General features: G+C 41.9%; 28 protein-coding genes. 24 read left to right on the plus strand and 4 right to left on the minus strand.

What is annotated here, in order from left to right; translation table 11 throughout:
* Positions 1-154 precede the first annotated feature (154 nt).
* The 5 genes from ACF3OH_RS06085 to ACF3OH_RS06105 all read left to right on the plus strand — a co-directional run bounded on the left by ACF3OH_RS06085 (position 155) and on the right by ACF3OH_RS06105 (position 3,853).
* Complete coding sequence (locus ACF3OH_RS06085; RefSeq protein ID WP_204589107.1) at positions 155-466, plus strand: LysM peptidoglycan-binding domain-containing protein; 312 nt, start codon at positions 155-157, stop codon at positions 464-466.
* Complete coding sequence (locus ACF3OH_RS06090; protein WP_204589108.1) at positions 463-1,113, plus strand: recombinase family protein; 651 nt, start codon at positions 463-465, stop codon at positions 1,111-1,113. The genes ACF3OH_RS06085 and ACF3OH_RS06090 overlap by 4 nt, the downstream gene beginning before the upstream one ends.
* Positions 1,114-1,195: 82 nt before the next feature.
* Positions 1,196-1,429 carry a DUF896 domain-containing protein gene (locus ACF3OH_RS06095; protein WP_392456350.1) on the plus strand — a complete coding sequence of 78 codons (234 nt, stop codon included), beginning with the start codon at positions 1,196-1,198 and terminating at the stop codon, positions 1,427-1,429.
* 71 nt (positions 1,430-1,500) lie between these two features.
* On the plus strand, positions 1,501-3,486 hold the full coding sequence (gene tkt, locus ACF3OH_RS06100) for a transketolase (RefSeq protein ID WP_392456352.1): 1,986 nt from the start codon (positions 1,501-1,503) through the stop codon (positions 3,484-3,486).
* 130 nt (positions 3,487-3,616) lie between these two features.
* Positions 3,617-3,853 carry a YneF family protein gene (locus tag ACF3OH_RS06105; protein WP_094941717.1) on the plus strand — a complete coding sequence of 79 codons (237 nt, stop codon included), beginning with the start codon at positions 3,617-3,619 and terminating at the stop codon, positions 3,851-3,853.
* Between the two features lie 8 nt (positions 3,854-3,861).
* Here ACF3OH_RS06105 and ACF3OH_RS06110 read toward each other — a convergent pair whose 3' ends face one another.
* Complete coding sequence (locus ACF3OH_RS06110) at positions 3,862-4,806, minus strand: alpha/beta hydrolase (protein ID WP_392456354.1); 945 nt, start codon at positions 4,804-4,806, stop codon at positions 3,862-3,864.
* Between the two features lie 47 nt (positions 4,807-4,853).
* A complete protein-coding gene (locus ACF3OH_RS06115) occupies positions 4,854-5,711 on the minus strand; it encodes a hydroxymethylglutaryl-CoA lyase (RefSeq protein ID WP_392456357.1) in 858 nt (285 codons plus the stop codon).
* A gap of 74 nt (positions 5,712-5,785) precedes the next feature.
* Between ACF3OH_RS06115 and ACF3OH_RS06120 the strand changes: the two genes are divergently transcribed.
* Positions 5,786-6,973: an acetyl-CoA C-acetyltransferase gene (locus ACF3OH_RS06120; protein WP_204589113.1), complete on the plus strand. Its 1,188-nt coding sequence runs from the start codon at positions 5,786-5,788 to the stop codon at positions 6,971-6,973.
* Between the two features lie 3 nt (positions 6,974-6,976).
* Positions 6,977-7,231 carry a YqkE family protein gene (locus ACF3OH_RS06125; RefSeq protein ID WP_392456359.1) on the plus strand — a complete coding sequence of 85 codons (255 nt, stop codon included), beginning with the start codon at positions 6,977-6,979 and terminating at the stop codon, positions 7,229-7,231.
* Positions 7,232-7,247: 16 nt separating this feature from the next.
* On the opposite strand, the gene ACF3OH_RS06130 is transcribed toward ACF3OH_RS06125, so the two are convergent.
* Positions 7,248-8,150, minus strand: a complete 903-nt coding sequence (locus ACF3OH_RS06130; protein ID WP_392456362.1) for an aldo/keto reductase — start codon at positions 8,148-8,150, stop codon at positions 7,248-7,250.
* A 66-nt stretch (positions 8,151-8,216) separates the two neighbouring features.
* On the opposite strand from ACF3OH_RS06130, the gene ACF3OH_RS06135 reads away from it, so the two are divergent.
* The 7 genes from ACF3OH_RS06135 (at position 8,217) to lysA (ending at position 15,152) form a co-directional block, all read left to right on the plus strand.
* Positions 8,217-8,759: an NUDIX hydrolase gene (locus tag ACF3OH_RS06135; protein WP_392456363.1), complete on the plus strand. Its 543-nt coding sequence runs from the start codon at positions 8,217-8,219 to the stop codon at positions 8,757-8,759.
* Positions 8,760-9,054: 295 nt separating this feature from the next.
* Complete coding sequence (locus tag ACF3OH_RS06140; protein ID WP_204589117.1) at positions 9,055-9,495, plus strand: Fur family transcriptional regulator; 441 nt, start codon at positions 9,055-9,057, stop codon at positions 9,493-9,495.
* Positions 9,496-9,952: 457 nt separating this feature from the next.
* A complete protein-coding gene (gene xerD, locus ACF3OH_RS06145) occupies positions 9,953-10,852 on the plus strand; it encodes a site-specific tyrosine recombinase XerD (RefSeq protein WP_392456715.1) in 900 nt (299 codons plus the stop codon).
* A 78-nt stretch (positions 10,853-10,930) separates the two neighbouring features.
* Complete coding sequence (gene deoB / locus ACF3OH_RS06150; RefSeq protein WP_392456366.1) at positions 10,931-12,112, plus strand: phosphopentomutase; 1,182 nt, start codon at positions 10,931-10,933, stop codon at positions 12,110-12,112.
* A gap of 14 nt (positions 12,113-12,126) precedes the next feature.
* Positions 12,127-13,431 (plus strand): pyrimidine-nucleoside phosphorylase, encoded by a 1,305-nt coding sequence (locus ACF3OH_RS06155; protein ID WP_204589119.1) that lies wholly within the window; start codon positions 12,127-12,129, stop codon positions 13,429-13,431.
* Between the two features lie 194 nt (positions 13,432-13,625).
* Positions 13,626-13,757 carry a sigma factor-like helix-turn-helix DNA-binding protein gene (locus ACF3OH_RS06160; RefSeq protein ID WP_392456369.1) on the plus strand — a complete coding sequence of 44 codons (132 nt, stop codon included), beginning with the start codon at positions 13,626-13,628 and terminating at the stop codon, positions 13,755-13,757.
* Positions 13,758-13,829: 72 nt separating this feature from the next.
* On the plus strand, positions 13,830-15,152 hold the full coding sequence (lysA, locus tag ACF3OH_RS06165) for a diaminopimelate decarboxylase (RefSeq protein ID WP_392456371.1): 1,323 nt from the start codon (positions 13,830-13,832) through the stop codon (positions 15,150-15,152).
* Between the two features lie 682 nt (positions 15,153-15,834).
* Here lysA and ACF3OH_RS06170 read toward each other — a convergent pair.
* A complete protein-coding gene (locus ACF3OH_RS06170; protein WP_392456373.1) occupies positions 15,835-16,329 on the minus strand; it encodes a DUF309 domain-containing protein in 495 nt (164 codons plus the stop codon).
* A gap of 53 nt (positions 16,330-16,382) precedes the next feature.
* On the opposite strand from ACF3OH_RS06170, the gene ACF3OH_RS06175 reads away from it, so the two are divergent.
* The 10 genes from ACF3OH_RS06175 (at position 16,383) to ACF3OH_RS06220 (ending at position 25,231) form a co-directional block, all read left to right on the plus strand.
* Positions 16,383-17,186, plus strand: a complete 804-nt coding sequence (locus ACF3OH_RS06175) for a segregation and condensation protein A (protein WP_392456375.1) — start codon at positions 16,383-16,385, stop codon at positions 17,184-17,186.
* The gene (gene scpB, locus ACF3OH_RS06180; protein WP_392456377.1) at positions 17,128-17,727 is read left to right on the plus strand and encodes an SMC-Scp complex subunit ScpB; all 600 of its coding nucleotides are present in this window, start codon (positions 17,128-17,130) and stop codon (positions 17,725-17,727) included. Before ACF3OH_RS06175 ends, scpB begins: the two co-directional genes overlap by 59 nt.
* Complete coding sequence (locus ACF3OH_RS06185) at positions 17,720-18,160, plus strand: D-alanyl-D-alanine carboxypeptidase family protein (protein ID WP_392456380.1); 441 nt, start codon at positions 17,720-17,722, stop codon at positions 18,158-18,160. The genes scpB and ACF3OH_RS06185 overlap by 8 nt, the downstream gene beginning before the upstream one ends.
* 19 nt (positions 18,161-18,179) lie before the next feature.
* Positions 18,180-18,311: a hypothetical protein gene (locus tag ACF3OH_RS06190; RefSeq protein ID WP_392456382.1), complete on the plus strand. Its 132-nt coding sequence runs from the start codon at positions 18,180-18,182 to the stop codon at positions 18,309-18,311.
* A 66-nt stretch (positions 18,312-18,377) separates the two neighbouring features.
* Entirely contained in the window at positions 18,378-19,115 is a 738-nt protein-coding gene (locus ACF3OH_RS06195; RefSeq protein ID WP_204589125.1) for a pseudouridine synthase, read from the plus strand.
* Between the two features lie 140 nt (positions 19,116-19,255).
* Positions 19,256-19,792: a thiol-disulfide oxidoreductase ResA gene (gene resA / locus ACF3OH_RS06200; protein WP_392456384.1), complete on the plus strand. Its 537-nt coding sequence runs from the start codon at positions 19,256-19,258 to the stop codon at positions 19,790-19,792.
* A 12-nt stretch (positions 19,793-19,804) separates the two neighbouring features.
* Positions 19,805-21,463: a cytochrome c biogenesis protein ResB gene (locus ACF3OH_RS06205; protein WP_392456386.1), complete on the plus strand. Its 1,659-nt coding sequence runs from the start codon at positions 19,805-19,807 to the stop codon at positions 21,461-21,463.
* Entirely contained in the window at positions 21,460-22,644 is a 1,185-nt protein-coding gene (gene ccsB, locus ACF3OH_RS06210) for a c-type cytochrome biogenesis protein CcsB (protein WP_392456388.1), read from the plus strand. Before ACF3OH_RS06205 ends, ccsB begins: the two co-directional genes overlap by 4 nt.
* A gap of 111 nt (positions 22,645-22,755) precedes the next feature.
* Entirely contained in the window at positions 22,756-23,472 is a 717-nt protein-coding gene (locus ACF3OH_RS06215) for a response regulator transcription factor (protein WP_392456390.1), read from the plus strand.
* Positions 23,465-25,231 (plus strand): ATP-binding protein, encoded by a 1,767-nt coding sequence (locus ACF3OH_RS06220; RefSeq protein WP_392456393.1) that lies wholly within the window; start codon positions 23,465-23,467, stop codon positions 25,229-25,231. The genes ACF3OH_RS06215 and ACF3OH_RS06220 overlap by 8 nt, the downstream gene beginning before the upstream one ends.
* Positions 25,232-25,269 lie beyond the last annotated feature (38 nt).

The following is a 25,269-nucleotide window of genomic DNA, read 5'->3' on the forward strand; positions in this document are numbered from 1 at the left end:
CCCTCCAAGTCACGATCATTATTTCATATCTAAAGTATAGCATTTGAACCAATGAAATGCAAACATAGGTTCTAAAATGGTTTGACAAGAAACGTGTGTTCGTATTATGATGAGTACATATATACGAACATACATTCTTAAGGAGTGAATTATCTTGAAAAACAAATTGTCGATTGTTTATACTACATGTCTTGTACTCATTATACTTTTTACTTTCACATCACTTCATTTTAAAAATCAAACTACAGGAACGAACGAAATTGTCATCTCACAAGGTGACTCTCTATGGACTTTAGCAGAGAGCTACGTGGAAAAAGACGAACGACTCCATTGGATTGATCAAGTTATGAAGTTGAACTTTATGACAGATAGCAAAATTCACGTTGGGCAAACTCTTACAATTCCATCAACTGAACAATTCAATTACTTAGGAGAACCAACGCAGTTAGCGGGGACAGAACAATGATAACAAAACAAGCAGTTATTTATAGTCGTGTCAGTACAGATAAAGAAGCACAAGAAACGTCACTTGTTCGTCAATCCGAAGAACTCCATGCATTAGCAGCGAGTCACGATTTACACGTCTTGGCAGAATACAGCGATCAAGAGAGCGGTTATGATGTCGATCGTGAAGGACTCTTAGACCTTCTTACAACAATTAAAGAAGAGGACGTGGATTATTTACTAATTCAAGATGAGACGCGGCTTGGACGTGGACATGCACGCATGGCAATCCTGCATTTGCTGGAAAAAGAAAATGTGCAAATTTTAACAGCACGTGAGGACGGTGCTCTTGCTCTCTCGGAAACCGATACTATGGTCCTTGGTATCTTATCAGTTGTAGAAGAATACCAACGCAAAATTCACAATGCAAAGATTCGAAGAGGAATGAAACGAGCTGTACAAAACGGCTATCAACCAGAGCGCAACTTAAAATCAAGAGGCAATCTACTAGGGCGAGAACGTATTGAAGTACCCATCGAAGAAATCGTGCGTCTTCGTGTTGCTGGTCTCACCTATGAAGAGATCAGTACAACCTTATCTGCTCTTGGACACTCCATCAGTAAAGCTACTGTCCATAGACGTTACAAAGAATATAAACAACAAGCCTAGGTATTCCGCGCTGGAATGCCTTTTTTCTTGCACTTTTAATGAATTTCTCCTATCGTGTAGTAGAAAGCAAGGAGGTAGAACAATGTTAAGTCCTGAAAAACTCGCACGTATAAGCGAACTTTCTAATAAATCTAAGAAGCAAAAGCTTACTGAAGTGGAAGCAAAAGAACAATCATCTCTTCGTAAAGAGTATCTTGAGACTTTCCGCTCCACAATGCGAAAAACAATTGAAAATGTGAAAATTGTGGATCCGGAAGGCAATGATGTAACACCTGATAAGGTAAAGCAAGCAAAAGAGAATAACCGCCTCAATTAATAGAAGTAGTTGCTAGATGGCACGAGGTTGACTAAACTAAGAGAGTAATCAAATTTGAGAGGATGTCGTTCATGCAAGCAGAAAAAGATTTACTAGCAATCAATACGATCCGTACATTATCGATCGATGCAATTGATAAAGCCAATTCAGGTCACCCAGGTTTACCAATGGGAGCTGCTCCAATGGCTTATACATTGTGGACACGTCACTTACGCCATAACCCACAAAACCCGAACTGGTTTAACCGCGACCGTTTTGTACTATCCGCAGGTCACGGATCAATGCTTTTATATAGCCTGCTTCACTTAAGTGGCTATGATCTTCCGATGGAAGAAATTAAAAACTTCCGTCAGTGGGATTCTAAGACACCTGGCCATCCAGAGTACGGTCACACAGCAGGAGTAGAAGCAACGACAGGACCACTTGGTCAAGGAATTGGTATGGCAGTCGGTATGGCAATGGCAGAAGCGCATCTTTCTGCGACGTATAATACGACACATGATATCGTTGATCACTACACATACGCGTTATGTGGAGACGGAGATTTAATGGAAGGTGTTGCAGCTGAAGCTATTTCACTTGCAGGTCACTTGAAATTAAACAAATTGGTTGTTCTTTATGATAGCAATGACATCTCACTTGATGGAGATTTAGACAAATCTTTCTCAGAATCAGTTCAAAAGCGTTTTGAGTCTTACAACTGGAACTATATTTTCGTAGAAGACGGAAACGATGTAGACGCAATCGATCGCGCAATCGCAGAAGCAAAAACATCAGACCGTCCAACACTTATCGAAGTGAAAACAGTCATTGGATTTGGTTCACCAAACCGTTCCGGTAAAGCGGATGCTCACGGAGCTCCAATGGGCGCTGATGAGACGAAACTAGTGAAAGAAGCATACAAGTGGACATTTGAAGAAGACTTCTATGTGGACGATACAGTTTATGCAACTTTCAAAGAGGCCACTGACAAACTTGGTGCAGAGGAAGAAGCAAAGTGGAACGACTTGTTCACACAATTTGAAGCGCAAAACGCGGACCTTGCAAGCCAGTTGAAGCAAGCGATTGATGGAACATTCTCAATCGACTGGGATTCTGCAAAACCAACGTATGAAGTAGGCGCTTCTGTAGCGACTCGTTCTGCTTCTGGTGACGCAATCAATGCGATTGCAAAAAACCTTCCGTCATTCTTTGGAGGCAGTGCAGACTTAGCAGGTTCAAATAAAACGACAATTAAAGGTGTCGGTGACTTCTCAGCAGATTCTTACGAAGGCAAAAACATTTGGTTCGGAGTACGGGAATTTGCGATGGGTGCTGCACTAAACGGTATGGCACTTCATGGTGGACTCACTGTGTTCGGCGGAACTTTCTTCGTCTTCAGTGACTACGTGCGACCAGCGATCCGTCTATCTGCACTCATGAACTTACCTGTAACATATGTATTCACACACGATTCAATCGCAGTAGGGGAAGATGGACCAACCCATGAGCCAGTTGAGCAGTTAGCATCACTTCGTGCAATGCCGGGTCTTTCAATCCTTCGTCCTGCAGACGCAGTTGAAACGCAAGAAGCATGGAAACTTGCAGTGGAATCAAAGGATACGCCAACACTTCTTGTCTTATCTCGTCAAAACCTACCTGTACTTGAAGGAACGGTTTCGGGGGCAGCTGAAGGTGTTGCAAAAGGTGGATACGTGGTATCTACTGGAGAGAACCCGACAGGTCTTTTACTTGCAACTGGTTCTGAAGTAAGTCTTGCAGTAGAAGCGCAAAAAGTTCTAAAAGAGCAAGGTGTTAAAGTTTCTGTAGTTTCTATGCCATCTTGGGATCTATTCGAAAAACAAGATGCAGAATACAAAGAATCTGTTCTTCCACGCTCCATCACGAAACGTCTTGCAATCGAGATGGGTGCATCTCTTGGTTGGCACAAATATGTTGGCTTTGACGGAGATGTACTTGCAATCGACCGCTTTGGTGCAAGTGCTCCTGGTGAGAAAATCATGGAAGAGTTTGGTTTCACAGCACAAAATGTTGCAGACCGCTTCCTAAAACTATAAGAGTTTTGTAGAGCATCCGAAAAAGGGTGCTCTATTTTTTTCAAGCTCTAGTCAATTTGAGGAAACATGTAGTATACTAGTGAATGGTGTCTGAGACACGTCGATAAGCCAGCAAAGGAGGATGACATACATGAACTTAGCACTTGCGATTACGTTGATTATCGTTGCTCTTATTCTCGGTCTTGTTGGAGGATTCTTTGCAGCACGTCAATATATGATGAAATATCTAAAAGATAATCCGCCGATCAATGAACAAATGCTTCGCATGATGATGGCCCAAATGGGACGCAAACCATCTGAGAAGCAAGTCAAACAAATGATGGCGCAAATGAACCGCGTACAAACTAAACCAGGTAAACAAAAGTAAAAAGCAGCTCAATTGAGCTGCTTTTCGTTTGTATATAAGTCGTATTTCACTAAGAAATCTAACACGGTTTGTTCATACTCTTCAGGGTTTTCATTGAAAGATTTAGCATGAGCGCCTTTATCGAAAAATTTGAGTTCTTTTGCGCCAATTTTTTTGTCATACAGCTCTTGAGTCATCTCCGGAAGAATGAAGTCATCCGGTCTAGAATGGATAAAAAGTACAGGTTTTTCAATTTTATCGACGACGTCAATTGGAGATACGAGACGGAATGTGTAGCCTTCACGTAGTTTCATGAAAAGATTCGCGACACGAACTGTAAACATCGACCGAATCGGCGTTGTTTGCATCATAACATGATGCACTTGACGTTCAAAATCAGAAAATGCACAGTCTGAAATGTAAAAATCCGCATCATCTCGAATGGAACCGGCGTATAAAAGTGTCGTTGCAGCCCCCATTGATTCTCCGTGAATGCCGATGACACCACCTTCACCTACGCGATCGCGTAGCGCATCCACAACAGCTTCTAAATCCATTTTTTCATAATGTCCAAAACTTGTCGTCTTACCTCCCGAATCACCATGACGCCTATGATCGTAAATGACACTGTTGTATCCAAGACGTTCGAACATACGCACAAAGCGCAATGAATTGACTTTGTTCTCGGTGACACCGTGGCATATGATCACGTAATTCTTCGTATCATGCGGTCGAATAAAGATCGATTTTAATTGATACCCATTTTTACTTTCAATCCAGACTTCTTCTTTCTTTATGGCATCATACCAAGATTGATCTAATCGTTTTTCTGAAATCTCCCGGTTTAATACAAAATCCGGTTCTTTTTGTTTGATATACATCAGTCGATTTGTCGCTACAAATCCAATCAATGTTGTTAATGCCGTGATGAGACTCGTGACAAGACTTGTCCAAATGATGACCCTCTTTTTCATCTCCATCATCTCCGCTATTCGTTATATCTCACTGTACCCACAACTGCTTACATTGACACATACGGTCGGATTTCTTTAATTGTTTGTTGTAACACGTTCTCATCAATACCTGTTTCGATCGACATTCTGTGCAGCATATGCACGACTTGCTCCGTCGCTACATTACCGGTCGCTCCTGGAGCAAATGGACACCCACCTAACCCACCGGCAGAACTATCAAACCGGTCCACACCTGCTTGCATGGCAGCAAATATATTAGCAAGCGCCATTTTTTCTGTATCATGAAAATGGGCAGTAATCAGTGTGTTTGGAAATTGGTCTTTGAGTAATGAGAACAGGGTATAGCTCTCAAGTGGCGATGCCTTACCGATCGTATCAGCGACGCTTAATTCTTGAACGCCCATTTCAACAAAAGTGCGACACAGATGTATGACATCTTCAATGGCCTGTTTTCCTTCATAAGGGCAATAAAAGGCAGTCGAAATACAAGCGCGTACAAAGATTCCCTTTGAAAGCAACTGTTGAATCGGTTCCGCTAACTGTTCAACGGCTTGATCAGTAGTTTTATTTATATTTTTCTGATTAAACGTCGAGGAAACCCCGACAAAAACTGCCACATGCTCTGCGCCAGCGGCTATGGCATTTTCCATTCCTCGTGCATTTGGCGTCAACACGAATTGGCGCCCGATTTTTTCAACGGATGTCATTATATCAGCCGCATCGGCCATTTGTGGAACCCATTTTGGCGATACAAATGAAGTAAGTTCCATTTCTTTGACCCCTGCTTTTTGAAGCCCTTTTATATACCTCAGTTTATGCTCCGTTGCTACATTTCTCTTCTCATTTTGTAAGCCATCCCGTGGCCCGACCTCGATAATTGTCACTTTATTTGGTAAACTAATCATGGTACCAATCCCCCTTACTAGTAGTTTACGCTTAAGTGGGGACAGGTCGCAAGGGATGACAAGGAGGAATTGGGATGTCTACTGAAGTTGTAATTGTAAGCGCTGTCCGAACAGCAATTGGCTCTTTCCAAGGAGCATTGAAAGATGTGCCGGCTACAAAGCTAGGGGCACTCGTTATTGAAGAGGCACTAACACGTGCGGGAATCTCAAAAGACCAAGTGGATGAAGTGATTATGGGGAATGTGCTTCAAGCAGGACTTGGACAAAACCCGGCACGTCAAGCCTCGATTTTAGCGGGCCTTCCGCAACAAGTGCCAGCCATGACTATCAATAAAGTGTGTGGATCGGGTTTGAAAACAATTCATTTAGCGACGCAAGCTATTAAAGCTGGGGATGCAGAAATTGTTGTAGCAGGCGGAATGGAAAACATGAGCCAAGCGCCATACCTGTTAATGGGTGCTCGAGACGGTTATCGCATGGGGAACCAACAAGCAGTCGATAGTATGATTTCAGACGGTCTATGGTGTGCATTTAACGACTATCATATGGGTGTTACAGCAGAAAACCTTTGTGCAAACTACGGGTTAACTCGTGAAGAACAAGACGAATTTGCAGCGCGCTCACAACAACGTGCGACTGCTGCAATTGAAGCAGGAAAGTTCGAAGAAGAAATCGTGGCAGTAGAAATTCCACAACGCAAAGGGGACCCAATCGTATTCAATGTAGATGAATACCCGAAACATGGATCGACTGCAGAAAAACTTGGCAAACTTCGTCCGGCATTCAAAAAAGACGGCTCTGTCACGGCAGGAAATGCTTCAGGTATTAATGACGGGGCAGCTGCTGTAGTGGTGATGTCCAAAGAAAAAGCACTTGAGTTAGGCGTGCCAATTTTAGCAACGGTTGTGGCGAACGCATCAGCAGGTGTTGACCCATCTATCATGGGTATTGGACCAGTAGAAGCGGTTGCGAAAGTAATGAAGAAGTCTGGATTGACAGTTGCAGACATGGATTTAGTCGAAGCAAATGAAGCCTTCGCAGCACAAGCGCTTGCTGTAGATCGCGAATTGAAATTTGATGCAGAAAAATTGAATGTAAACGGTGGCGCTATTGCTCTTGGTCACCCAATCGGTGCCAGTGGGACACGTATATTTGTCACACTTCTTCATGAGATGAAAAAGCGTGATGCGAAGACTGGTCTTGCAACATTATGTATCGGTGGAGGACAAGGCGTAGCAACCATCGTTTCCCGAGGTGAGTAATACGTGAAAAAGAAGAAAAAGCATACTCAAAATCACCGTCAAGTTGAGAAGCAAGATGATTCTCTCACATTAAAAGACCAACTTTCAGAAGATGTTTTCTCAAAGCTTCAAGCGGCTAAGACGGCTCTGTCAGAAGAACAAAAGAAGAAAGAAGAAGAAGAGCATGCACGTAAATTGTTTGAGAAGAAACAACGTGAAAAGAATATGAGCTTTGAAGAACTTTTAGAGCAGTACGGCGATAAAGGGTCAAAGTTTTAAAAAAAGAGCATGTCGATCAGTCGACATGCTCTTTGTATTTCTCAGGCTTTGTGAGCGCCACGTATGTTGCAATTTCATCATCTGTAACAGAATGATAATAATTTTTTAATGTGTCTTGCAACTGACTGAGCTTACTCGTTCCGATAACAACAGAACTAACTGCTGATTGCTTCAAAATATGGTGCAGGCTTACAGCACCTAAGTTTGGAATATCATGGGCCAACTGTTTAACAATAGTAGGAAGATCCTCTTCTGTATAACTCCCAAATGAAGAGATTTTTTCTGACTTTTCGAGTGCGGCATCTGTTAAAAGACCCTTAGCTTGGCCACCCCGGACAAGTACTCCAATTTCGTGTTGTTCCAAAAATGGAAAAACACTTTCCGGTCGTCGATCTAAACCGGAATATTGCATCATCACACTGACAGCGCGTGACTTTTCAAAGTACGGATAAATCACATTTGGTCGGATTGATGAAATCCCGTAATGGCGAATCAAACCCTTATCTTGGAGTTTCTCAAATGTTTCGATGATAGCGTCCCAGTCATCTTCTTTTGTTCCCCCGTGAAGTTGATACAAATCGACCACATCCGTGTTCAACCGTTTTAGAGAGTGATGAATTGCTTCTTCAATCCATTTTGGATTAGGATCCCAAGTCCAGCCTTCTTTTCCTTCTTCAAATCGATTTCCGACTTTTGTAGAAAGTAAAACATCTGATCGTCTTCCAACTATACTTTTTCCTATACGTTCTTCGTTCGCTCCTTGTTCATACAAGTCTGCCGTATCAATCCAATTAATACCTGCATCAAGTGCAGTATGAATAATTTTATCAGTTGACGCCTGATCTTTTGGAAGGGTCATCCCTCCAAGAGATAATTCAGATAGTGAAAGTGAACTATTTCCAAGTTGTACATGTTTCATCTGCTCTCCTCCTTTCCATAATGGTACAATGAGAGTAGAAATTATACAAAGAACAGGAGCGAGACGATGACAAACTTTGAAGAAAAAACGACAAACACGACACCGATTTATTCCGGTCGTGTGATTTCTTTATCTGTTGACGATGTTGTGCTACCGAATGGTAAACCATCGAAGCGAGAGCTCGTAAAACATCCAGGTGCGGTAGCGGTCATTGCCATTACCCAAGACCACAAAATTGTTTTGGTCGAGCAGTACCGCAAAGCCCTTGAACGAACGCTCGTTGAAATTCCAGCAGGGAAAATCGAGCAAGGAGAAGATCCGAAGGAAACTGCGTTTCGAGAGCTTGAGGAAGAAACAGGCTATACAGCGTCCGACCTACATTTTGTTCAAAGTTTTGCGACCTCACCCGGTTTCGCAGATGAAATCATCCATATTTATGTAGCACAAGGATTAAAGAAAGTTACAGAAAATCGCCAACTTGATGAAGATGAGTTTGTGGAGATTCATGAATGTTCTCTTGCGGAAGCAGAAAAATGGATTCAAGATGAGAAGATATACGATGCCAAGACTGCTTTTGCGATTCAGTGGTGGCGACTCCATAGGTTCTAGTTTTTCATGCACGATGCATACATTGTCTCAAGAGGGGGAGTGTATGCAGCATGTGCTGCTCCAGTGGTTGACGATGTTTGTAGTCTCAAGTTTAGGTAGCTGTTTTTCTGCCTTCTCTTTTACTCGCGAGCAATTGGTTGGCGTCTATTGACTGTGGCCGTTCTAATCGGGCATGGCAGTTCGCAGTGGCTACTTTTTAATTAGAATAATTATAAAAAAATAAGCATTCTAAGAAGTTACACTTGTCACTTGAAAATGTCATTTGGTATACTAGTCTCATGTTAGGAGGCGTCGTATGGAAGGCCGAATCGATCGAATCAAAAAACAATTGTCCGGCGCCGGCTATAAACTGACGCCGCAACGAGAATCAACTGTACGTGTTCTACTTGAGAATGAAGAAGCACATTTAAGTGCAGAAGACGTTTTCTTATTGGTACGAGACAAGTCTAAAGATATCGGACTTGCAACAGTTTACCGGACGCTCGAGCTTCTCAATGAATTAAATGTCGTCGACAAAATCCAATTCGGAGACGGAGTTTCCCGTTATGATTTACGACAAGAGGGCGCTGCTCATTTCCATCATCATTTAGTATGTATGGAGTGTGGAGCCGTAGATGAAATTCAAGAAGATTTATTAGGAGATGTCGAACAAATCGTGGAGTCGCGCTTTAATTTTCAAATTAAAGATCATCGCTTGACGTTCCATGGTATTTGTCATCGCTGCCATTCAAAATAATCAATGACGTCAAAGTCGAAGAGGATAGCCTACTTGTGCTATCCTTTTTTTATTATTAGATGTGTAGAACGCCACTGAGTAAGGTTATCAATCTCTGTCGTTACGGTAGTGAGTTCCAGGGGGAGCATACCGGAGCCTCCTCTTGGCATACGAGAAGCTTGCACTTCTCGCCTCCACTGCGGGGTCTCCGCCATACTCTGATTCCCCAGGAACTCACTACCTCCTCTTGTCGATTGTTAAAGTCACAAAATCTTACTAGTAAGACCTTACGAAATCAGGTCTTTGGACAATGCGCTTCAAGGACCATGTGAAGTCAATTAACGCCCGTAACTGCTCATTTGGCGACCCAATTGACTCCTTTAACGCCCGTAAAAGTCGAATTAGCGCCCGTAATGATAGTATGGAAACTAATTACCCGCATCAACCATTAAAAATCACTAATCCTACTATGAAAAAGGTGAATGTATTGAAAGAAGCACTTGAAGATTACCTACATTTTTTACGGATAGAAAAACAAGTTTCGGATAATACTCTTGTTGCCTACCGTACAGACCTATCCGCTTACATACAGCAACTCGAGCACTTGAACATCACATCATTCCAAAACGTTTCAAAAGAAGACATTTCACACCACTTGCGTAGCCAAAAGCTAGAAGGGAAATCTGCGCGTACAATAGCACGCAAAGTCGCAGCACTTCGCTCATTTCATCAATTTTTACTAAGAGAGCGCGTAACTGATCATGATCCGTCCTATCAAATCGAACATCCCCAGTTTGACAGCGTGTTGCCAAAGTTCCTAACGATTGATGAAGTCGATCAGCTCACCGGTGCCATTTCAAAAGAAAAGCCACAAGGGATGCGTGATTATGCCCTCATCGAATTGTTGTACGCGACAGGAATGCGAATATCCGAGTGCACGCAACTTGATCAAGAGGACGTTCAGTTATCGATGGGGTTTGTTCGAGTTACAGGAAAAGGACATAAAGAACGAATCATCCCACTTAATCAAACATCGATTCGACTTATCACACGTTACCTAGAATCAGCAAGGGGTAGATTATTCAAGCCGGGAGGAGATGAGAAGGCACTTTTCATCAATCAAGCTGGAAAGCGACTGACAAGACAAGGGATTGCAAAACTGCTGAAACAACATGCGCAACGTGCGGGACTGACAAAAGAAATAACGCCTCATTTGTTACGTCATACATTTGCGACACATTTGATTGAGAATGGTGCAGATTTACGCGCCGTTCAGGAGATGCTTGGGCACTCGGACATTTCGACAACTCAGATTTACACGCACATTGGCAAGAAGCGATTAAAAGAGGTCTACAATGAATTTCATCCACGTGCTTAATTTGTAAGAGGTCTGACGTGTATTTTTTCCATAAAAGATGCTACTATTACCGTATACCATATAAAGTGAGGGATTTTGATGTCATATTCATTCAAACGAGCACATGTTATCGTAATGGATTCAGTCGGAATTGGAGAAGCTCCAGACGCAAAAGCTTTTGGTGATGAAGGGTCGAATACACTCGTTCATACAGCAGAAGCAGTAGGAGGACTTCACCTTCCAAACCTTCAAAAGTTAGGCCTAGGGAACATCGAAACGATTCCTGGTGTGGAAGCGGTCTCACAACCACTCGCACATTACGGAAAAATGCAAGAAGCATCTGTTGGAAAAGACACGATGACAGGTCACTGGGAGATCATGGGCCTTCACGTAGATCAACCATTTAAAGTGTATCCAAACGGATTCCCACAAGAGTTGATTACGCAACTTGAAGAAAAGACAGGCCGCAAAGTACTTGGGAACAAACCTGCAAGTGGAACAGAAATTTTAGACGAACTTGGGAAAGAGCACATGGAAACTGGAGCAATTATTGTGTACACATCTGCTGACCCTGTGCTTCAAATCGCGGCTCACGAAGAAATCATTCCACTAGATGAGTTGTACCGCATCTGTGAAATTGCACGTGAATTAACACTTTCTGAAGAATTTTTAGTCGGACGCATCATAGCTCGTCCATTTATCGGCGAGCCTGGCAACTTCCAGCGCACAACAAATCGTCATGATTATGCATTGAAGCCATTTGGTCGCACTGCTTTAAATGAATTAAAAGATAACGGTCTAGATGTGATTGCTATCGGAAAGATTGATGATATTTACAATAGCGAAGGAATCACGGAAGCCGTTCGTTCAAAAGACAACATGGACGGTATGGATAAACTCCATGAGGTTCTTGGACGCGACTTTACAGGGATCAGCTTCTTGAACTTAGTAGATTTTGATGCATTATATGGACACCGTCGTGACCCGAAAGGATACGCGTCTGCACTTGAGGCATTTGATGCGCGTCTGACAGAAACGCTTGAAAAATTAGCTGAAGACGATTTACTGATTATCACAGCTGATCACGGAAATGACCCAACAATGCCTGGAACAGACCATACACGTGAATTCGTACCGCTTCTAGTCTATTCAAAACGCTTTGAAGGCGGAAAAGAATTGCCACTACGTGAGACGTTTGCTGACATTGGTGCTACTTTGACAGATCTATTTAAAACAAACCCCACTTCATTTGGAACTAGCTTTTCATCTGAATTGGTTTAAGGAGAGGTAAGACTATGAGAATGATCGATATTATTGAAAAAAAGCGTGATGGTCATGAATTGACAGAACAAGAAATCCGCTTTTTTGTAGAAGGTTATACGAATGGAACAATTCCTGACTATCAGATGAGTTCATTGCTTATGGCGATATACTTTGAAGATATGAACGACCAAGAGCGTGCTTTCTTAACGATGGCGATGGTCGAATCAGGAGATCAAATTGACCTTTCCGCAATCGAAGGAATCAAAGTTGACAAGCACAGCACAGGTGGCGTTGGCGATACAACGACTCTAGTGCTTGGTCCCCTTGTAGCTGCTGTCGGTGTACCTGTTGCAAAAATGAGTGGACGCGGTCTTGGGCATACAGGAGGAACAATCGATAAGTTAGAAGCAATCGAAGGATTCCATGTGGAGTTAACAAGTGAGCAATTCACAAAACAAGTCAATGAGTTGAAATTAGCCGTCATCGGGCAAAGCGGGAACTTGACACCTGCAGATAAAAAGCTCTATGCACTTCGTGACGTTACAGCGACAGTGAGCAGCATCCCACTGATTGCAAGTTCGATTATGAGTAAAAAAATCGCTGCTGGTGCAGATGCAATTGTACTAGATGTAAAAGCTGGAGAAGGCGCATTCATGAAGACGATTGAAGATGCAGAAGCGCTGGCAACAGCCATGGTCCGTATTGGGAACAATGTAGGCCGGAATACAATGGCAATCATCTCGGATATGAGTCAACCGCTTGGCCGTGCAATCGGTAATGCGCTTGAAGTCGAAGAAGCAATTGATACATTGTCTGGTAAGGGCCCAGAAGACCTTACAGAGCTATGTCTAGTACTTGGAAGCCAGATGGTCGTTGTGGGTGGAAAAGCAGAAACTCTTGATGAAGCTCGTAAAATGCTAGAAGCTGTTATTGCAGATGGTTCTGCACTTCAAATCTTCAAAGATTTTATTAAGTGGCAAGGTGGAAACCCAGCAGTAGTCGACAATCCAAAACTTCTTCCACAAGCTGCACATAAAATTGATATTTTGGCTCCAAAATCAGGAACGATTAGTTTTATGGAAGCAGATGAGATTGGGACAGCAGCAATGATTCTTGGTGCAGGTCGTGCAACGAAAGAATCGGAAATCGATTTAGCAGTTGGAATTATGCTTCATAAAAAAGTTGGAGATACTGTATCTGAAGGCGAAGCACTTGCAACGTTTTATGCAAATAGCGAGGACATTGAAGATGCAAAAACGAAGTTCCTAGAGAACATCACAATCTCAGATCAAGCTACAGATGCACCACCACTGATTTATAAAATCATTACAAAATAAAGCCACAAGGCGTGAATCGATTTATCGATTCGCGTCTTTTTTTTGTTCTTTTTTCTAGTTTTGTCGACTAGCAGGAATAGAAGAACTCCGTTGCGAAATTCACAGAAAACAAGGAGGAATGTTTATGTTATCAACTATTGAAAAAGTCGGAGATCAAACGTTAATCGTTCGTCTACAAGGAGAAACTAATTCGTATGCGCTTTTACTCAGATTATACGCAAACTGAAGTCGCGAATAGATTAGGTGTTTCTCAAGTGCAAGTTTCACGAATGGAGAAGCGAATATTAGAGCGGCTAAGAGGTTGGATTCCAGCGAATAGACTATGATGCGCATTGAAAGCGGAACTTCAGTGTGGTAAAGTGTGTGTAGTAAAAATCCAGGGAACGTGAGGGATTCGCATGAACCAAACACTGAACTATCCAACAAATGAACAAGGTCATTTAACGATTGCTGGGCTGGATGCCACAGCATTAGCAAGACAATATGGTACACCTGTTGTCGTCTATAATATTGAACTAGTCCGTGAACGTGCGCGTAAGTTTAAAGAGACGTTTGAAAAAAATAATGTAAAGGCACAAGTCGCTTATGCTTCAAAAGCATTTTCATCTATTGCAATCTATGAAGTAATGAAAGAAGAGGGGCTTTCACTAGATGTAGTGTCAGCTGGAGAACTATATACAGCACTTCACGCCAAGTTCCCCGCGTCAAAAATTCATTTCCACGGCAACAACAAAAGTATGGAAGAGTTGGTCATGGCATTTGACGCAGAAATTGGTTGTATTGTAGTCGACAATTTCTACGAAATCGAGTTAGTGAAGCAGCTAGCTGAAGAACGAAAGCAAGAGATTTCGATTTTACTCCGTGTAACGCCAGGGATTGAAGCCCATACCCACGATTACATCACGACAGGTCAACAAGACTCGAAGTTTGGATTTGATTTAAATAACGGACAAGCAGACGATGCATTTGAGGCGGTTGCACATCATCCATACGTCAACTTATTAGGGCTTCATTGTCACATCGGGTCTCAGATTTTCGAAACACAAGGTTTTGTTGCTGCAGCAGAAAAACTATTGACAAAGATGCAAAACTGGAGTGAATCACAAAATTATTCGTGTACGGTTCTCAATCTCGGCGGAGGTTTCGGTATCCGGTATACAGAAGAAGATGCCCCACTTGCGCCTGAAAAATATGTAGAAGAAATGATTAAAGCTATCAGTCGCCTCTCGTCGGAATCCGCTTATCAGATGCCTGAGATTTGGATTGAACCTGGACGTTCTCTCGTCGGGGATGCAGGAACAACTCTTTATACAATTGGCAGCCAAAAGACTGTCCCGGATGTTCGTCATTACATTGCTGTTGATGGGGGAATGTCTGATAATATTCGGCCAGCTCTCTATCAGGCCCGTTACGATGCGCGTGTAGCCAATCGCATGAACGCGGATGCAACTCAGCTGGTGACGGTAGCCGGAAAGTGCTGTGAATCAGGTGATAAATTGATCGAAGATATCACGTTGCCAGAAGTAGAAGCAGGAGACATTCTTGCAATCTTCTCAACAGGAGCATATGGATATGCGATGGCGAGCAACTACAACCGATTGACACGACCAGCAGTAGTCTTTGTGGAGAACGGAAAGGCGCGCCTCGTCATAAAACGTGAATCACTTGAAGATTTAGTACGAAACGACTTGTCTCTTTATGGGGAGGTCGAAGGACAGTGAAGCTAAAAAATCGAAACATAGTGCTGTTTATATTGTTGTTGGTAATGGGACTAGGCTGGGGAGTCGTGTACTGGATGTTTATAGCGCCGACAGTTTAGATGTGGAGCCGACTGGTCAGAAATTGTGCGAAATGCCATCGCGGGCTGTGAAGCGCTCTTTGCTTCATAGCCCGCGATGGCATTTTGCGGGATTTCTAGGAGGCGCAACTCGATTTCATGTAGATGTGGAGAACGCCACTCTAGAAACTCCGAGGAAATCAGACGTGCCCATGAAGGCGTACTTCAGCCTTTGTGGGTTCGGCTGCTTTCCGAGGGCGCGTCGTGAGGTTTCTCGTCGCAGGCAAGATCTTACTAGTAAGGCCCTTAGGAAATCAGGTCTGAGTTTTGTATTAGTTTCCATAATATGACTTCGGTAGAAGAAATCACGTTTAGTGTAGAAGAAAAATCAGTTTCGGTAGAAGAAATCCTGATTAGTGCAGAATAAATTACGTATTCATCCGATGAACGTTCGCTCAGTTTGATACCGACCAGCTTTCTTAAAGGTGACATCCCCTTGTGGGAAATCCTGGATGGAGGGGTTTCTGCTAAAACAATCATAAAAAAATAACAGTTGCCTACTGGTGACTGATTTAAAAACAAGTCCCCTCACTTGAACATTTGTTCGAGTGAGGGGACTTTCCACTTTATTTCCGCCGTTTCAACAAAGCCTGTTGTCGAGCTAAGATGACGTCTGAGCGGTCGCGTGTCGAGTGTCTATGAATGATCTCGTCTCCTACGTGAAGCGCTGGAGGAAACGACGCAATCTTTGCTTTTAACTCCATATCGCGAATAGGTAACTGGATTGATTCATAAGGAGAATGATTAGCTACCTCTCGAATCAATTCCAAAAACAATGTATCAAGCTTTTCAAAATCTAAATAATCCTCTAAAAGAATTCTATTAGTTACAAGTAGCTTCAAAGATTTTTCTAAACTTCTCAAAGCCCCATCGAAATTTGCACGTCGCCAGTGGTAGAGTCCCGTCGCCAGCAACACAAACCCCACTAAAAAATGGGACTTCTCCCGCGGTGCGACCTCTTTCCATAACTCCTCGCCGATCTCATGGCATTCAAAATAGTCTTTCGTTACATAAAAATGATACAAAAACTCTTCCATTTCAGGTCTTTTCATAAGGTGCATTGTGTCATCACATCCGGTATAATAAGAATCATTGTGCAATAAAGGGTGAGTAGATGGCATACGAAGTAAAAGTTGAGGCGTTTGAAGGTCCATTGGATCTTTTACTCCATTTAATTAATCGATTAGAGATTGATATTTATGATATAAAAATGACTGAGATTACCTCTCAGTATATGGAACATGTACATGCCATGCAAGTGCTGGAGCTAAATGAAGCTAGCGAATACTTGGTTATGGCGGCTACGCTATTAAGTATTAAAAGTAAAATGTTGTTGCCTGTTGTGACAGTAGACCTCGATTTAGATTCTGAATATGATGTCTATGATCCACGGGATGAACTCGTGACGAGACTACTTGAATACAAACGATTCAAGGAAGCAGCCCAAGAACTGAAAGAACGTGAACAAACGCACAGCCAACACTTTTCAAAACTGCCAGCAGTTTTTGAAACACAAGAAATCGAAGTGGCTGAAGTTCTAGAACAACAATACGAAGCGTATGATTTGCTAGGTGCTTTTCAAAAAATGCTAAAACGAAAACAACTGCAAGCACCGTTATCGACACGTATCGCTAAAACTGAGATTTCGATTAAAGCGCAAATGCAAGAAGTTGTCTCAAAGCTTCAAGCAGCTCATGGGAAGATGGTATTTGAAGAATTGTTCGATACAAATGAGCGCTCCGTATTAGTAGCGACATTTCTATCGGTATTAGAGTTGATGAAGCGGCAACTAGTGCTCGTTCATCAAATCGAAAATTTTAAAAACCTTGAAATAGAGTTAGTTAAGGAAGTGCATGAAAGTGAAATTGAATCAGAGTTTGATGAGTCAGCTCGAGAGCCTGTTGTTCATAGCAGGTGATGAAGGACTAAGTTTTGCTAGTTTACTGAAATTTACAGAGCATTCTGCAGATGAAGTGAAGTTTCACTTAGATGCTATGATGGAGAACTATAAACAAGATGAAGCGCGTGGAATCGAATTGGTTATTCTCGCTTCCAACTATCAATTTGTTACGAAAAGGCAAAATGCAGAAGTCATTCAACGTATGGTGGATACAACACACTCTACATCTTTGTCTCAAGCTGCGATGGAAGTGCTTGCGATCGTCGCTTATAACCAACCTATCACACGTGTTGAAATAGATGAAATTCGTGGTGTGAAATCAGATAGTGCGGTGCAAACACTAGTATCCCGCGTATTGATCAAAGAAGTAGGGAGAGCTGAAGGAACGGGTCGCGCCATATTATATGGAACAACACCTGAATTCATGCAAGTTTTTGGGCTGCAAAACTTGAGCGACTTGCCTCCACTTCCAGAGTCGAATGAACTTGAAGATGAAACAGACCTCTTTTTATCAAAGTTCCAAGAGCAGTTTGATTTGAACTCGACAGAGAATGGATGAAGGTTTGGTAAGACAAAAGTGTTCAGTGGGACTGCGCATATGGTCCTGCTGTTTTTTTATTTGGATTTTCATAAGTAGTCCGGCAACTCTGCAAGCGTCGTTCGCAGTGGTCGATGCAGAATCAGGACGAATACTAGCCGAGCAAGAAGCAGCTGTAAAGATGCCTCCTGCTTCAATCACCAAAATAACGACAGTCTACGTGGCGCTCCAAGAGAGTACACCGGATGAGCAAGTGCGTATCAGTCGAAATGCTAGTAATCAAGAAGGCTCCTCCGTATACTTAAAGAAAGGCGACGTATGGAGATTAGAGAGCTTACTTTATGCGACTATGTTACAATCAGGAAATGACGCTGCTGTTGCAGTAGCGGAACACGTAGCGGGAAGCGAAGAAGCATTTGTCGAGTTATCGAAGTTTGAAGACTCGCGTGTTTAATGAAGTTGAGAGGGTTGTTATGGATGGCGACTATAGTGCTCAAGATGGAATTAAGATATCGATTCAAGAGCCTTATGCTTTCTTGAAGAGAAAAGATGAAAAACTAACGAATAGTGTCTATTTAAAAAAAGGACAAACAACTGGTGAGTGAGAGATCAAATTAAACAGTGATTCGCTTCGATTTCCCATCACTTATACTATGGAATGAGGGTTTAGAATGGAACGTTTACAAAAAGTAATAGCAAATGCAGGAATTGCATCTCGCAGAAAAGCCGAACAATTAATTTTAGAAGGAAAAGTCAAAGTGAATGGGGTTCGAGTGAAAGAGCTTGGAACCAAAGTTTCAAACTCAGACGAAGTAGAGGTAGAAGGTGTCGTTCTTGAGAAGGAAACGAAAGTCTACTATCTCCTATACAAACCTCGCGGAGTAATCTCAGCTGCAACAGATGACAAAGGACGCAAAACCGTCGTTGATATTATCGAATTTGAAGACAAACGTATTTTTCCAGTAGGGCGTTTAGATTACGATACATCTGGCTTGATTCTTTTGACAAACGATGGAGATTTCTCCTATGCACTAACTCATCCGAAGTTTAAAGTCGATAAGACGTATGTTGCGCGTGTAAAAGGAATCCCTTTCCGTGAAAAAATTAAGCAATTGCAAAAAGGAATTCAGCTTGAGGATGGAAAAACTGCTCCAGCAAAAGTGAAGATCTTATCAGAAGATAAAAAACAAGACAAAGCTATCGTTGAAATTACAATTCATGAAGGAAAAAATCGACAAGTGCGTCGTATGTTCGAAGCAATCGGTCACCCTGTTCAAAAGTTAAAACGTGAGAAGTTCGGACTATTAACATTACACGGTCTCAACGCAGGTGAGTACCGGAAGCTTACAACGCATGAAGTGAAGCAGATGCGCGTACTTGCGGATACTGGAAAAGTCGGTCATATCTAACAAGAAAAGTCTATATTCGTATAGACTTTTCTTGTCGTTCACAAAGCCTTCATAACTGAAGACTGTGAGACCTCAAATATTTGTTATACTAATCTATAGCACGAATTTCAGAGAACTATGTATAAAGGAGGCATCAGCAAATGGCTCAGTCAAAAAAGACGCGATTTTACATTCGGACTGCCATTTTAACTGTGTTGGTTGTTGCAATCATCGGAACCATTTATGTGAATGTCACGAAAGAAAAAAATGCCGTTCTAGCGGTTGGAGATCAAGCACCAGACTTCCAACTTGTTGACATGGAAGGAAACGTTCAAAGACTTTCGGATTATGAAGGACAAGGCGTATTTTTGAATTTCTGGGGAACATGGTGCAAACCATGTGCGAAAGAAATGCCGTACATCGACAAACACTATCAATTGAACAAAGATCAAGGTGTACAGACGATTGCAGTAAATATTGCAGAATCCGACTTTAAAGTAAATAGTTATACAAAACAATATGGCATGACATTCCCAGTCGTTATCGACCGAAAGAAAAACGTCATGGAACTTTATAATATTGGACCACTTCCCACAACATTCCTTGTGAATCCAGATGGAGAAATTGTCCGAATTATTCAGGGTGAGATGACGGAACAAGATGTGGCAAACTTTATGGAAGAAATTAAGCCACTTTAAGGAGTTAGGGAAATGAAAACGCTTGAATGTAAATGTGGCCATATCAATCCAGAAGGTACACAATTATGTGAAAGTTGCGGTCGCCCACTAACAGAAGAGGCACGCAATAAACCACTGGCGGATATGCGTTACGAAGGATCGGCTCGACGATCACAAACGTATAATAAAACAATTATCGATAAAGTATGGAACTTCTTCTCTAGTGTAAAGGTAGGTATGTGGATTATAGTGGCAATCTTGGTTGCTGCTGCAATTGGTACGATTTTACCTCAAGTATTTTATGTACCTGCAAATAATGCTACACAAGCAGCGGCCTATTATGAGAGAGTCTATGGCACATTTGGAAAAATCTATAATGATTTAGGGCTATCGGATTTATATGGCTCATGGTGGTTCCAAGGGTTAATTGGATTGCTTGGAATCTCTTTAATTATTGCGAGTTTGGACCGAGTCATTCCACTTTATAAGTCTTTGAAAAAGCAAAAAGTTAGACGACATCTTTCATTTTTACAACGCCAAAGACTATTCACAAAAGCTGAAGGTGTTCAAGAAGATGTTTTAACAGATGCTGAGAAAAAGCTGAAAGAGCTGAAGTATACTGTGCGTCGTGAAAATGGTGCGCTTTTAGCTGAAAAAGGCCGTTTCTCCAGATGGGGTCCCTATGTTAACCATTTAGGACTTATCATCTTCCTTGGAGGAGTTATGTTTCGAGCGATACCTGGTTGGTATGTGGATGAAACGATGTGGCTCCGTGAAGGTGAAACATTAGCAGTTCCAGGGGCTCCTGGATATTACTTAGAAAATAATAGCTTTGAGTTTGATGTCTATGATCCAACTGACTCGAACGAAGTATTCTCCGATGCAATCGAGCGTGTAGGCACAATAGCTTCAAATTACCAAACAAACTTAACTTTGTATCGTGGTGAAAATGAAGAAATTACTGGTGATCCTGGTGAATTAATAGAGATTACTGAAGGACCTACGATTGTAAATAAACCGTTTAAATTCGAGTCGTATAATATTTATCAAGTGGACTTCCGCTTAGATGAGTTGCGATCCATGACATTCCAACTGCAAGATAAAGAAACAGAAGAAGCATTTGGTGAGCAATTTACAATCGATTTAGTGAATCCAGAATCTGATTACGATTTAGGAGACGGTTACCGAGTTGAGTTGGTAAACTATTATGCGGACTTTACTGGATTTGAAGATGGTGAGCCTCAATCTAAATCACCAATACCTAACAATCCTGCATTTTTAATTCGTATGTTCACACCAGACAATCCTCAGCCTGAAACTAGTTTTGTATTAATTCGTGAGACGATTGAGCCATTTGGTGAAAATGAATACAAAATAGCGTTTCAATCTGCCGAAACACGTGATATTTCAGGTTTAACCGTTCGGAAAGATCTCACACTCCCTATTCTAATGGTGGGTGGAATCATCTTTATGATTGGTGTTGTTCAAGGCTCTTACTGGAATCATCGACGTATTTGGTTACAACAGACTGAAGATGGTGTAGTCTATGTAGCAGGGCACACAAATAAAAACTGGAACTCTGTGAAGAAAGATTTGCACATAGTTACGAAAGATACTCAAATCCCACGTCCGGTGGATCAACAAGACCCAGAAGCGGATATGGACTTTGATGAAGGGGACGAGAAGTCATGAGTTTAGTTGAAATTAGTAGTGCGGCACTTTATGTGGCATTCGTGGCTTACCTGTTAGGAACAATCTTCTTTGGAGGTGCAGTGAAATCTGCATCCAAAGAAAAATCAGCTTACAATAAGCGATGGGGTTTCTACGGTATAACGATTACGGTAATCGGATTTATAGCGAATCTTGTTTACTTTATTACACGTTGGATTGCAGCAGGTCATGCACCTGTAAGTAATTTATTCGAATTTACTGCAGCATTCGGAATGATGATTGTCGGAGCATTTATTCTGATCTATTCAATGTATCGTATTGCTGCTCTAGGTCTATTTGCATTACCAGTCGCAGTTATCATCATTGGGTACGCAAGTATGTTCCCAACAGATGTATCTCCTTTGATTCCTGCTTTACAGAGTCACTGGCTGACGATTCACGTTATTACAGCGGCTTTAGGTGAAGCGATTCTTGCAATTAGTGCCGTGGCCGGTTTAATCTGGCTATTAAAAAATATCGACATGACTAAGAAATCAAAACAACGTTTTTGGATCGAAGCAGTAATGTATGTACTTGTCGTAACAATCGGTTTTATCGTTTCAACAACTGTCTTCTCCTTAACATATGAGCCGGTGCAATATTCGTATGTAAATGCTGAAGGAAACGAAAGTGTTATTGAATATAAAAAACCTGCCCTGTTTGGGATGAATGAATCTCAAGCTATTACAGAAGGCGCTATGGAGCCACTCGTAAACGTTCCTGCGCTTGTAAATGGGAATAAACTGACGACAGTCGTTTGGTCCGTTATTTTTGGTACCATCTTGTATGGGTTGATGCGTCTCGTCTTCCGCCGCAGACTTGCGGAAGTGGTTCAACCATTCACGAAGCGCACGAACTCACAATTATTAGATGAAATTGGGTATCGCTCTATACTGATCGGATTCCCGATATTTAGTCTTGGAGCATTGATTTTTGCGATGATCTGGGCACACGAGGCGTGGGGTCGTTTCTGGGGATGGGATCCAAAAGAAGTTTGGGCTCTTATTACCTTCCTGTTCTACGCAGTCTACTTGCACTTACGTTTAACAAAAGGTTGGCAAGGTGAGAAGAGTGCATGGCTTGCTCTGATTGGGTTTATCATCATCATGTTCAACTTGATTGTAGTAAACTTGATTATAGCTGGACTTCACAGTTACGCGTAACACAACAAGCTGTCACATAAGTGGCAGCTTTTTTCATAAAGTTTTCTTTCCGAACGTCGTCATGTACAATATGAAGAGAAGACAAGTGATTACAGAAAAGGGAGTGTCGACATGTCTGAATCCGTGAAATTACTAGTGGTGGATGATGAAGAGCGTATCCGCCGTTTATTGAAAATGTACCTAGAGCGTGAAGGGTATGAAATTGTTGAAGCTGAAAATGGTCAACAAGCGGTTGAACTTGCAGCACAAGACGATTTTCATGCAATTTTACTTGATATTATGATGCCAGTGAAAGATGGCTTAGAAGCCATGAAAGAAATTCGTGAAGTGAGTGCGACACCAATATTATTACTTACTGCAAAAGGTGAAGAATCAAACCGTGTAGAAGGTTTCGAACTGGGTGCAGATGATTATATTGTGAAGCCTTTTAGCCCACGAGAAGTGGTCCTTCGTATCAAAGCAGTACTGCGCAGGTCGGCTACTGTCATTTCGCAATCAAACTCATCCGTGAGTAAAGATATCGTAGTGTTTCCTCACATAACAATTGATCATGATGCGCACAGAGTAACTGCAGACGGAACAGAAGTCAGTTTGACGCCAAAAGAATACGAATTATTGTATTTTCTCGCTAAGTCACCTGACAAAGTCTTCGATCGTGAACAATTATTAAAAGAAGTTTGGCACTATGATTTCTTTGGAGATTTGCGTACGGTCGATACTCATGTGAAGCGTCTGCGCGAAAAACTAAACCGTGTTTCTGAAAATGCAGCAAAGATGATTGTAACTGTATGGGGCGTCGGCTATAAATTTGAGGTTATAAATGAATAGAATTTGGAATAGTGTGGTCGGGAAGTTATGGGGAACCATAATGCTTCTCGTCCTCTTTGTATTGTTTATTGTTACTGTACTTATGCTCGAATTCTTAGAAGATTTTCACACGCAACAAGCTGAAAACAAATTGCGTCAAGAAGCGTCGTTGATCACTACTATCTTTAATCAGCAATCATCGATTGATTATCCGTATATACAAGAAATTTTAGCTGATGAAACGAATTTAATGATTTTTTCTGAGGAAAAACAATTACAAGATGTCATTCATGAGGGCTTAGGTCAACAAGAAGCAGAGCAAAGATTGCAGTCAAATGAACTATTTACACGTGCATTTGAAAGTGATCAAGCCACACTGAAGACGATGTTGCTCCCTTCACTCTCTGAGCCCGACCGGATGGAAAACTTTTTAGTGCTTGCCTATCCACTCGACGAAACTACTTCGCCGCATGGAGTTGTGTTTATTTATCAAAGCTTGAAAGAAGTAAACAATACTTCGAATCAAACGACAAAAATCGTGTTCCTTTCAGGATTTCTAGCGATGATTCTAACAACCCTCTTATCCTTTTTCTTATCTACTCAGATCACATCACCACTCCGAAAGATGCGGGAAGGGGCTCACGAGCTTGCAAAAGGAAATTTCCATACGCGTGTCCCATCGTCTCAACGAGATGAGATAGGAGAGCTTGGAGCTGCTTTTAACCGTATGGGTATGCAGATCAAACACAATGTGGAAGTCATTAACCAAGATAAAGAACAACTATCGAATATTTTATCGTCCATGACGGATGCTGTTATTACATTTAACAAAGATGCATCAATTTTATTAAGTAACCCACCAGCAGATGAATTGTTGCGGAGATGGTCTACCCATGCAACAGATTCGAACTCTCCGTTACCGGCAGCTCTCATCCATATGTTAGAGCATACGGTAGAAAATGAAGAAGAGTTAGAAGAAGAATTTGAATTGGATTCTCATTATTACAGCATTAGTTTATCCCTACTTTACTCAAAGAATATGGTTCGTGGAGCAGTTGCCGTCATTCGCGACATGACCGAACAACATCGTCTAGACAAAATGCGTAGTGACTTTATTGCAAATGTGAGCCATGAGTTGCGAACACCGATTGCGATGCTTCAAGGGTATAGTGAAGCAATTTTAGATGATGTGGTAGAGACGGAAGAAGAACGGAAAGAAATGGTCCGTATTATTTCTGACGAATCGAATCGTATGGGGCGTTTGGTTACAGAACTGTTAGACTTAGCGCGCTTAGAATCAGGGTACTTGCGCATCTACCAGGCGGCTTTGCCGATTTCCAAAAGTGTGGAGCGCATGACCTCTAAATTTGTTCAACGGGCAAAGGAACGGGACATACAAGTGACATTCCAGTCCTTCGTAGACGAATCCGTTGCCATTTATGCAGATGAAGACCGGATTGAGCAAGTTCTGACAAACTTGCTTGAAAATGCACTTCGTCATACGGAACCTGGTGGACAAGTTAATGTGGCTGTGAAAGAAACACAATCAACCATTCAAATCGAAATCCAAGACTCTGGCTACGGGATCCCAGCTGAAGATCTCCCATATGTTTTTGAGCGTTTTTATAAAGCAGATAAATCGAGAACACGTGGGAAAGGTGGTACTGGTTTAGGTCTTGCCATTGCCAAAAATATTATCGATCGGCATGAAGGAACTATTTGGGTAGAGAGTGAAGTCGGTACTGGAACAACTTTCACAATCGAGTTAAAAAAGATGTAACTTATTTCGAATTCAAACGACTAATGCAATGAACGGGG

It is taken from the genome of Chryseomicrobium aureum (assembly GCF_043182735.1).
GTDB classification, from domain to species: Bacteria; Bacillota; Bacilli; order Bacillales_A; family Planococcaceae; genus Chryseomicrobium; species Chryseomicrobium aureum.

Excerpts from the sequence above, each read along its gene's own strand:
- ACF3OH_RS06090 (WP_204589108.1), top strand. The coding sequence starts at position 463 with ATGATAACAAAACAAGCAGTTATTTATAGTCGTGTCAGTACAGATAAA.
- ACF3OH_RS06095 (WP_392456350.1), top strand. The coding sequence starts at position 1,196 with ATGTTAAGTCCTGAAAAACTCGCACGTATAAGCGAACTTTCTAATAAA.
- tkt (WP_392456352.1), top strand. The coding sequence starts at position 1,501 with ATGCAAGCAGAAAAAGATTTACTAGCAATCAATACGATCCGTACATTA.
- ACF3OH_RS06105 (WP_094941717.1), top strand. The coding sequence starts at position 3,617 with ATGAACTTAGCACTTGCGATTACGTTGATTATCGTTGCTCTTATTCTC.
- ACF3OH_RS06110 (WP_392456354.1), bottom strand. The coding sequence starts at position 4,806 with ATGAAAAAGAGGGTCATCATTTGGACAAGTCTTGTCACGAGTCTCATC.
- ACF3OH_RS06115 (WP_392456357.1), bottom strand. The coding sequence starts at position 5,711 with ATGATTAGTTTACCAAATAAAGTGACAATTATCGAGGTCGGGCCACGG.
- ACF3OH_RS06120 (WP_204589113.1), top strand. The coding sequence starts at position 5,786 with ATGTCTACTGAAGTTGTAATTGTAAGCGCTGTCCGAACAGCAATTGGC.
- ACF3OH_RS06130 (WP_392456362.1), bottom strand. The coding sequence starts at position 8,150 with ATGAAACATGTACAACTTGGAAATAGTTCACTTTCACTATCTGAATTA.
- ACF3OH_RS06135 (WP_392456363.1), top strand. The coding sequence starts at position 8,217 with ATGACAAACTTTGAAGAAAAAACGACAAACACGACACCGATTTATTCC.
- ACF3OH_RS06140 (WP_204589117.1), top strand. The coding sequence starts at position 9,055 with ATGGAAGGCCGAATCGATCGAATCAAAAAACAATTGTCCGGCGCCGGC.
- deoB (WP_392456366.1), top strand. The coding sequence starts at position 10,931 with ATGTCATATTCATTCAAACGAGCACATGTTATCGTAATGGATTCAGTC.
- ACF3OH_RS06155 (WP_204589119.1), top strand. The coding sequence starts at position 12,127 with ATGAGAATGATCGATATTATTGAAAAAAAGCGTGATGGTCATGAATTG.
- ACF3OH_RS06160 (WP_392456369.1), top strand. The coding sequence starts at position 13,626 with ATGCGCTTTTACTCAGATTATACGCAAACTGAAGTCGCGAATAGATTA.
- lysA (WP_392456371.1), top strand. The coding sequence starts at position 13,830 with ATGAACCAAACACTGAACTATCCAACAAATGAACAAGGTCATTTAACG.
- ACF3OH_RS06170 (WP_392456373.1), bottom strand. The coding sequence starts at position 16,329 with ATGCACCTTATGAAAAGACCTGAAATGGAAGAGTTTTTGTATCATTTT.
- ACF3OH_RS06175 (WP_392456375.1), top strand. The coding sequence starts at position 16,383 with ATGGCATACGAAGTAAAAGTTGAGGCGTTTGAAGGTCCATTGGATCTT.
- ACF3OH_RS06185 (WP_392456380.1), top strand. The coding sequence starts at position 17,720 with ATGGATGAAGGTTTGGTAAGACAAAAGTGTTCAGTGGGACTGCGCATA.
- ACF3OH_RS06190 (WP_392456382.1), top strand. The coding sequence starts at position 18,180 with ATGGATGGCGACTATAGTGCTCAAGATGGAATTAAGATATCGATTCAA.
- ACF3OH_RS06195 (WP_204589125.1), top strand. The coding sequence starts at position 18,378 with ATGGAACGTTTACAAAAAGTAATAGCAAATGCAGGAATTGCATCTCGC.
- resA (WP_392456384.1), top strand. The coding sequence starts at position 19,256 with ATGGCTCAGTCAAAAAAGACGCGATTTTACATTCGGACTGCCATTTTA.
- ACF3OH_RS06205 (WP_392456386.1), top strand. The coding sequence starts at position 19,805 with ATGAAAACGCTTGAATGTAAATGTGGCCATATCAATCCAGAAGGTACA.
- ccsB (WP_392456388.1), top strand. The coding sequence starts at position 21,460 with ATGAGTTTAGTTGAAATTAGTAGTGCGGCACTTTATGTGGCATTCGTG.
- ACF3OH_RS06215 (WP_392456390.1), top strand. The coding sequence starts at position 22,756 with ATGTCTGAATCCGTGAAATTACTAGTGGTGGATGATGAAGAGCGTATC.
- ACF3OH_RS06220 (WP_392456393.1), top strand. The coding sequence starts at position 23,465 with ATGAATAGAATTTGGAATAGTGTGGTCGGGAAGTTATGGGGAACCATA.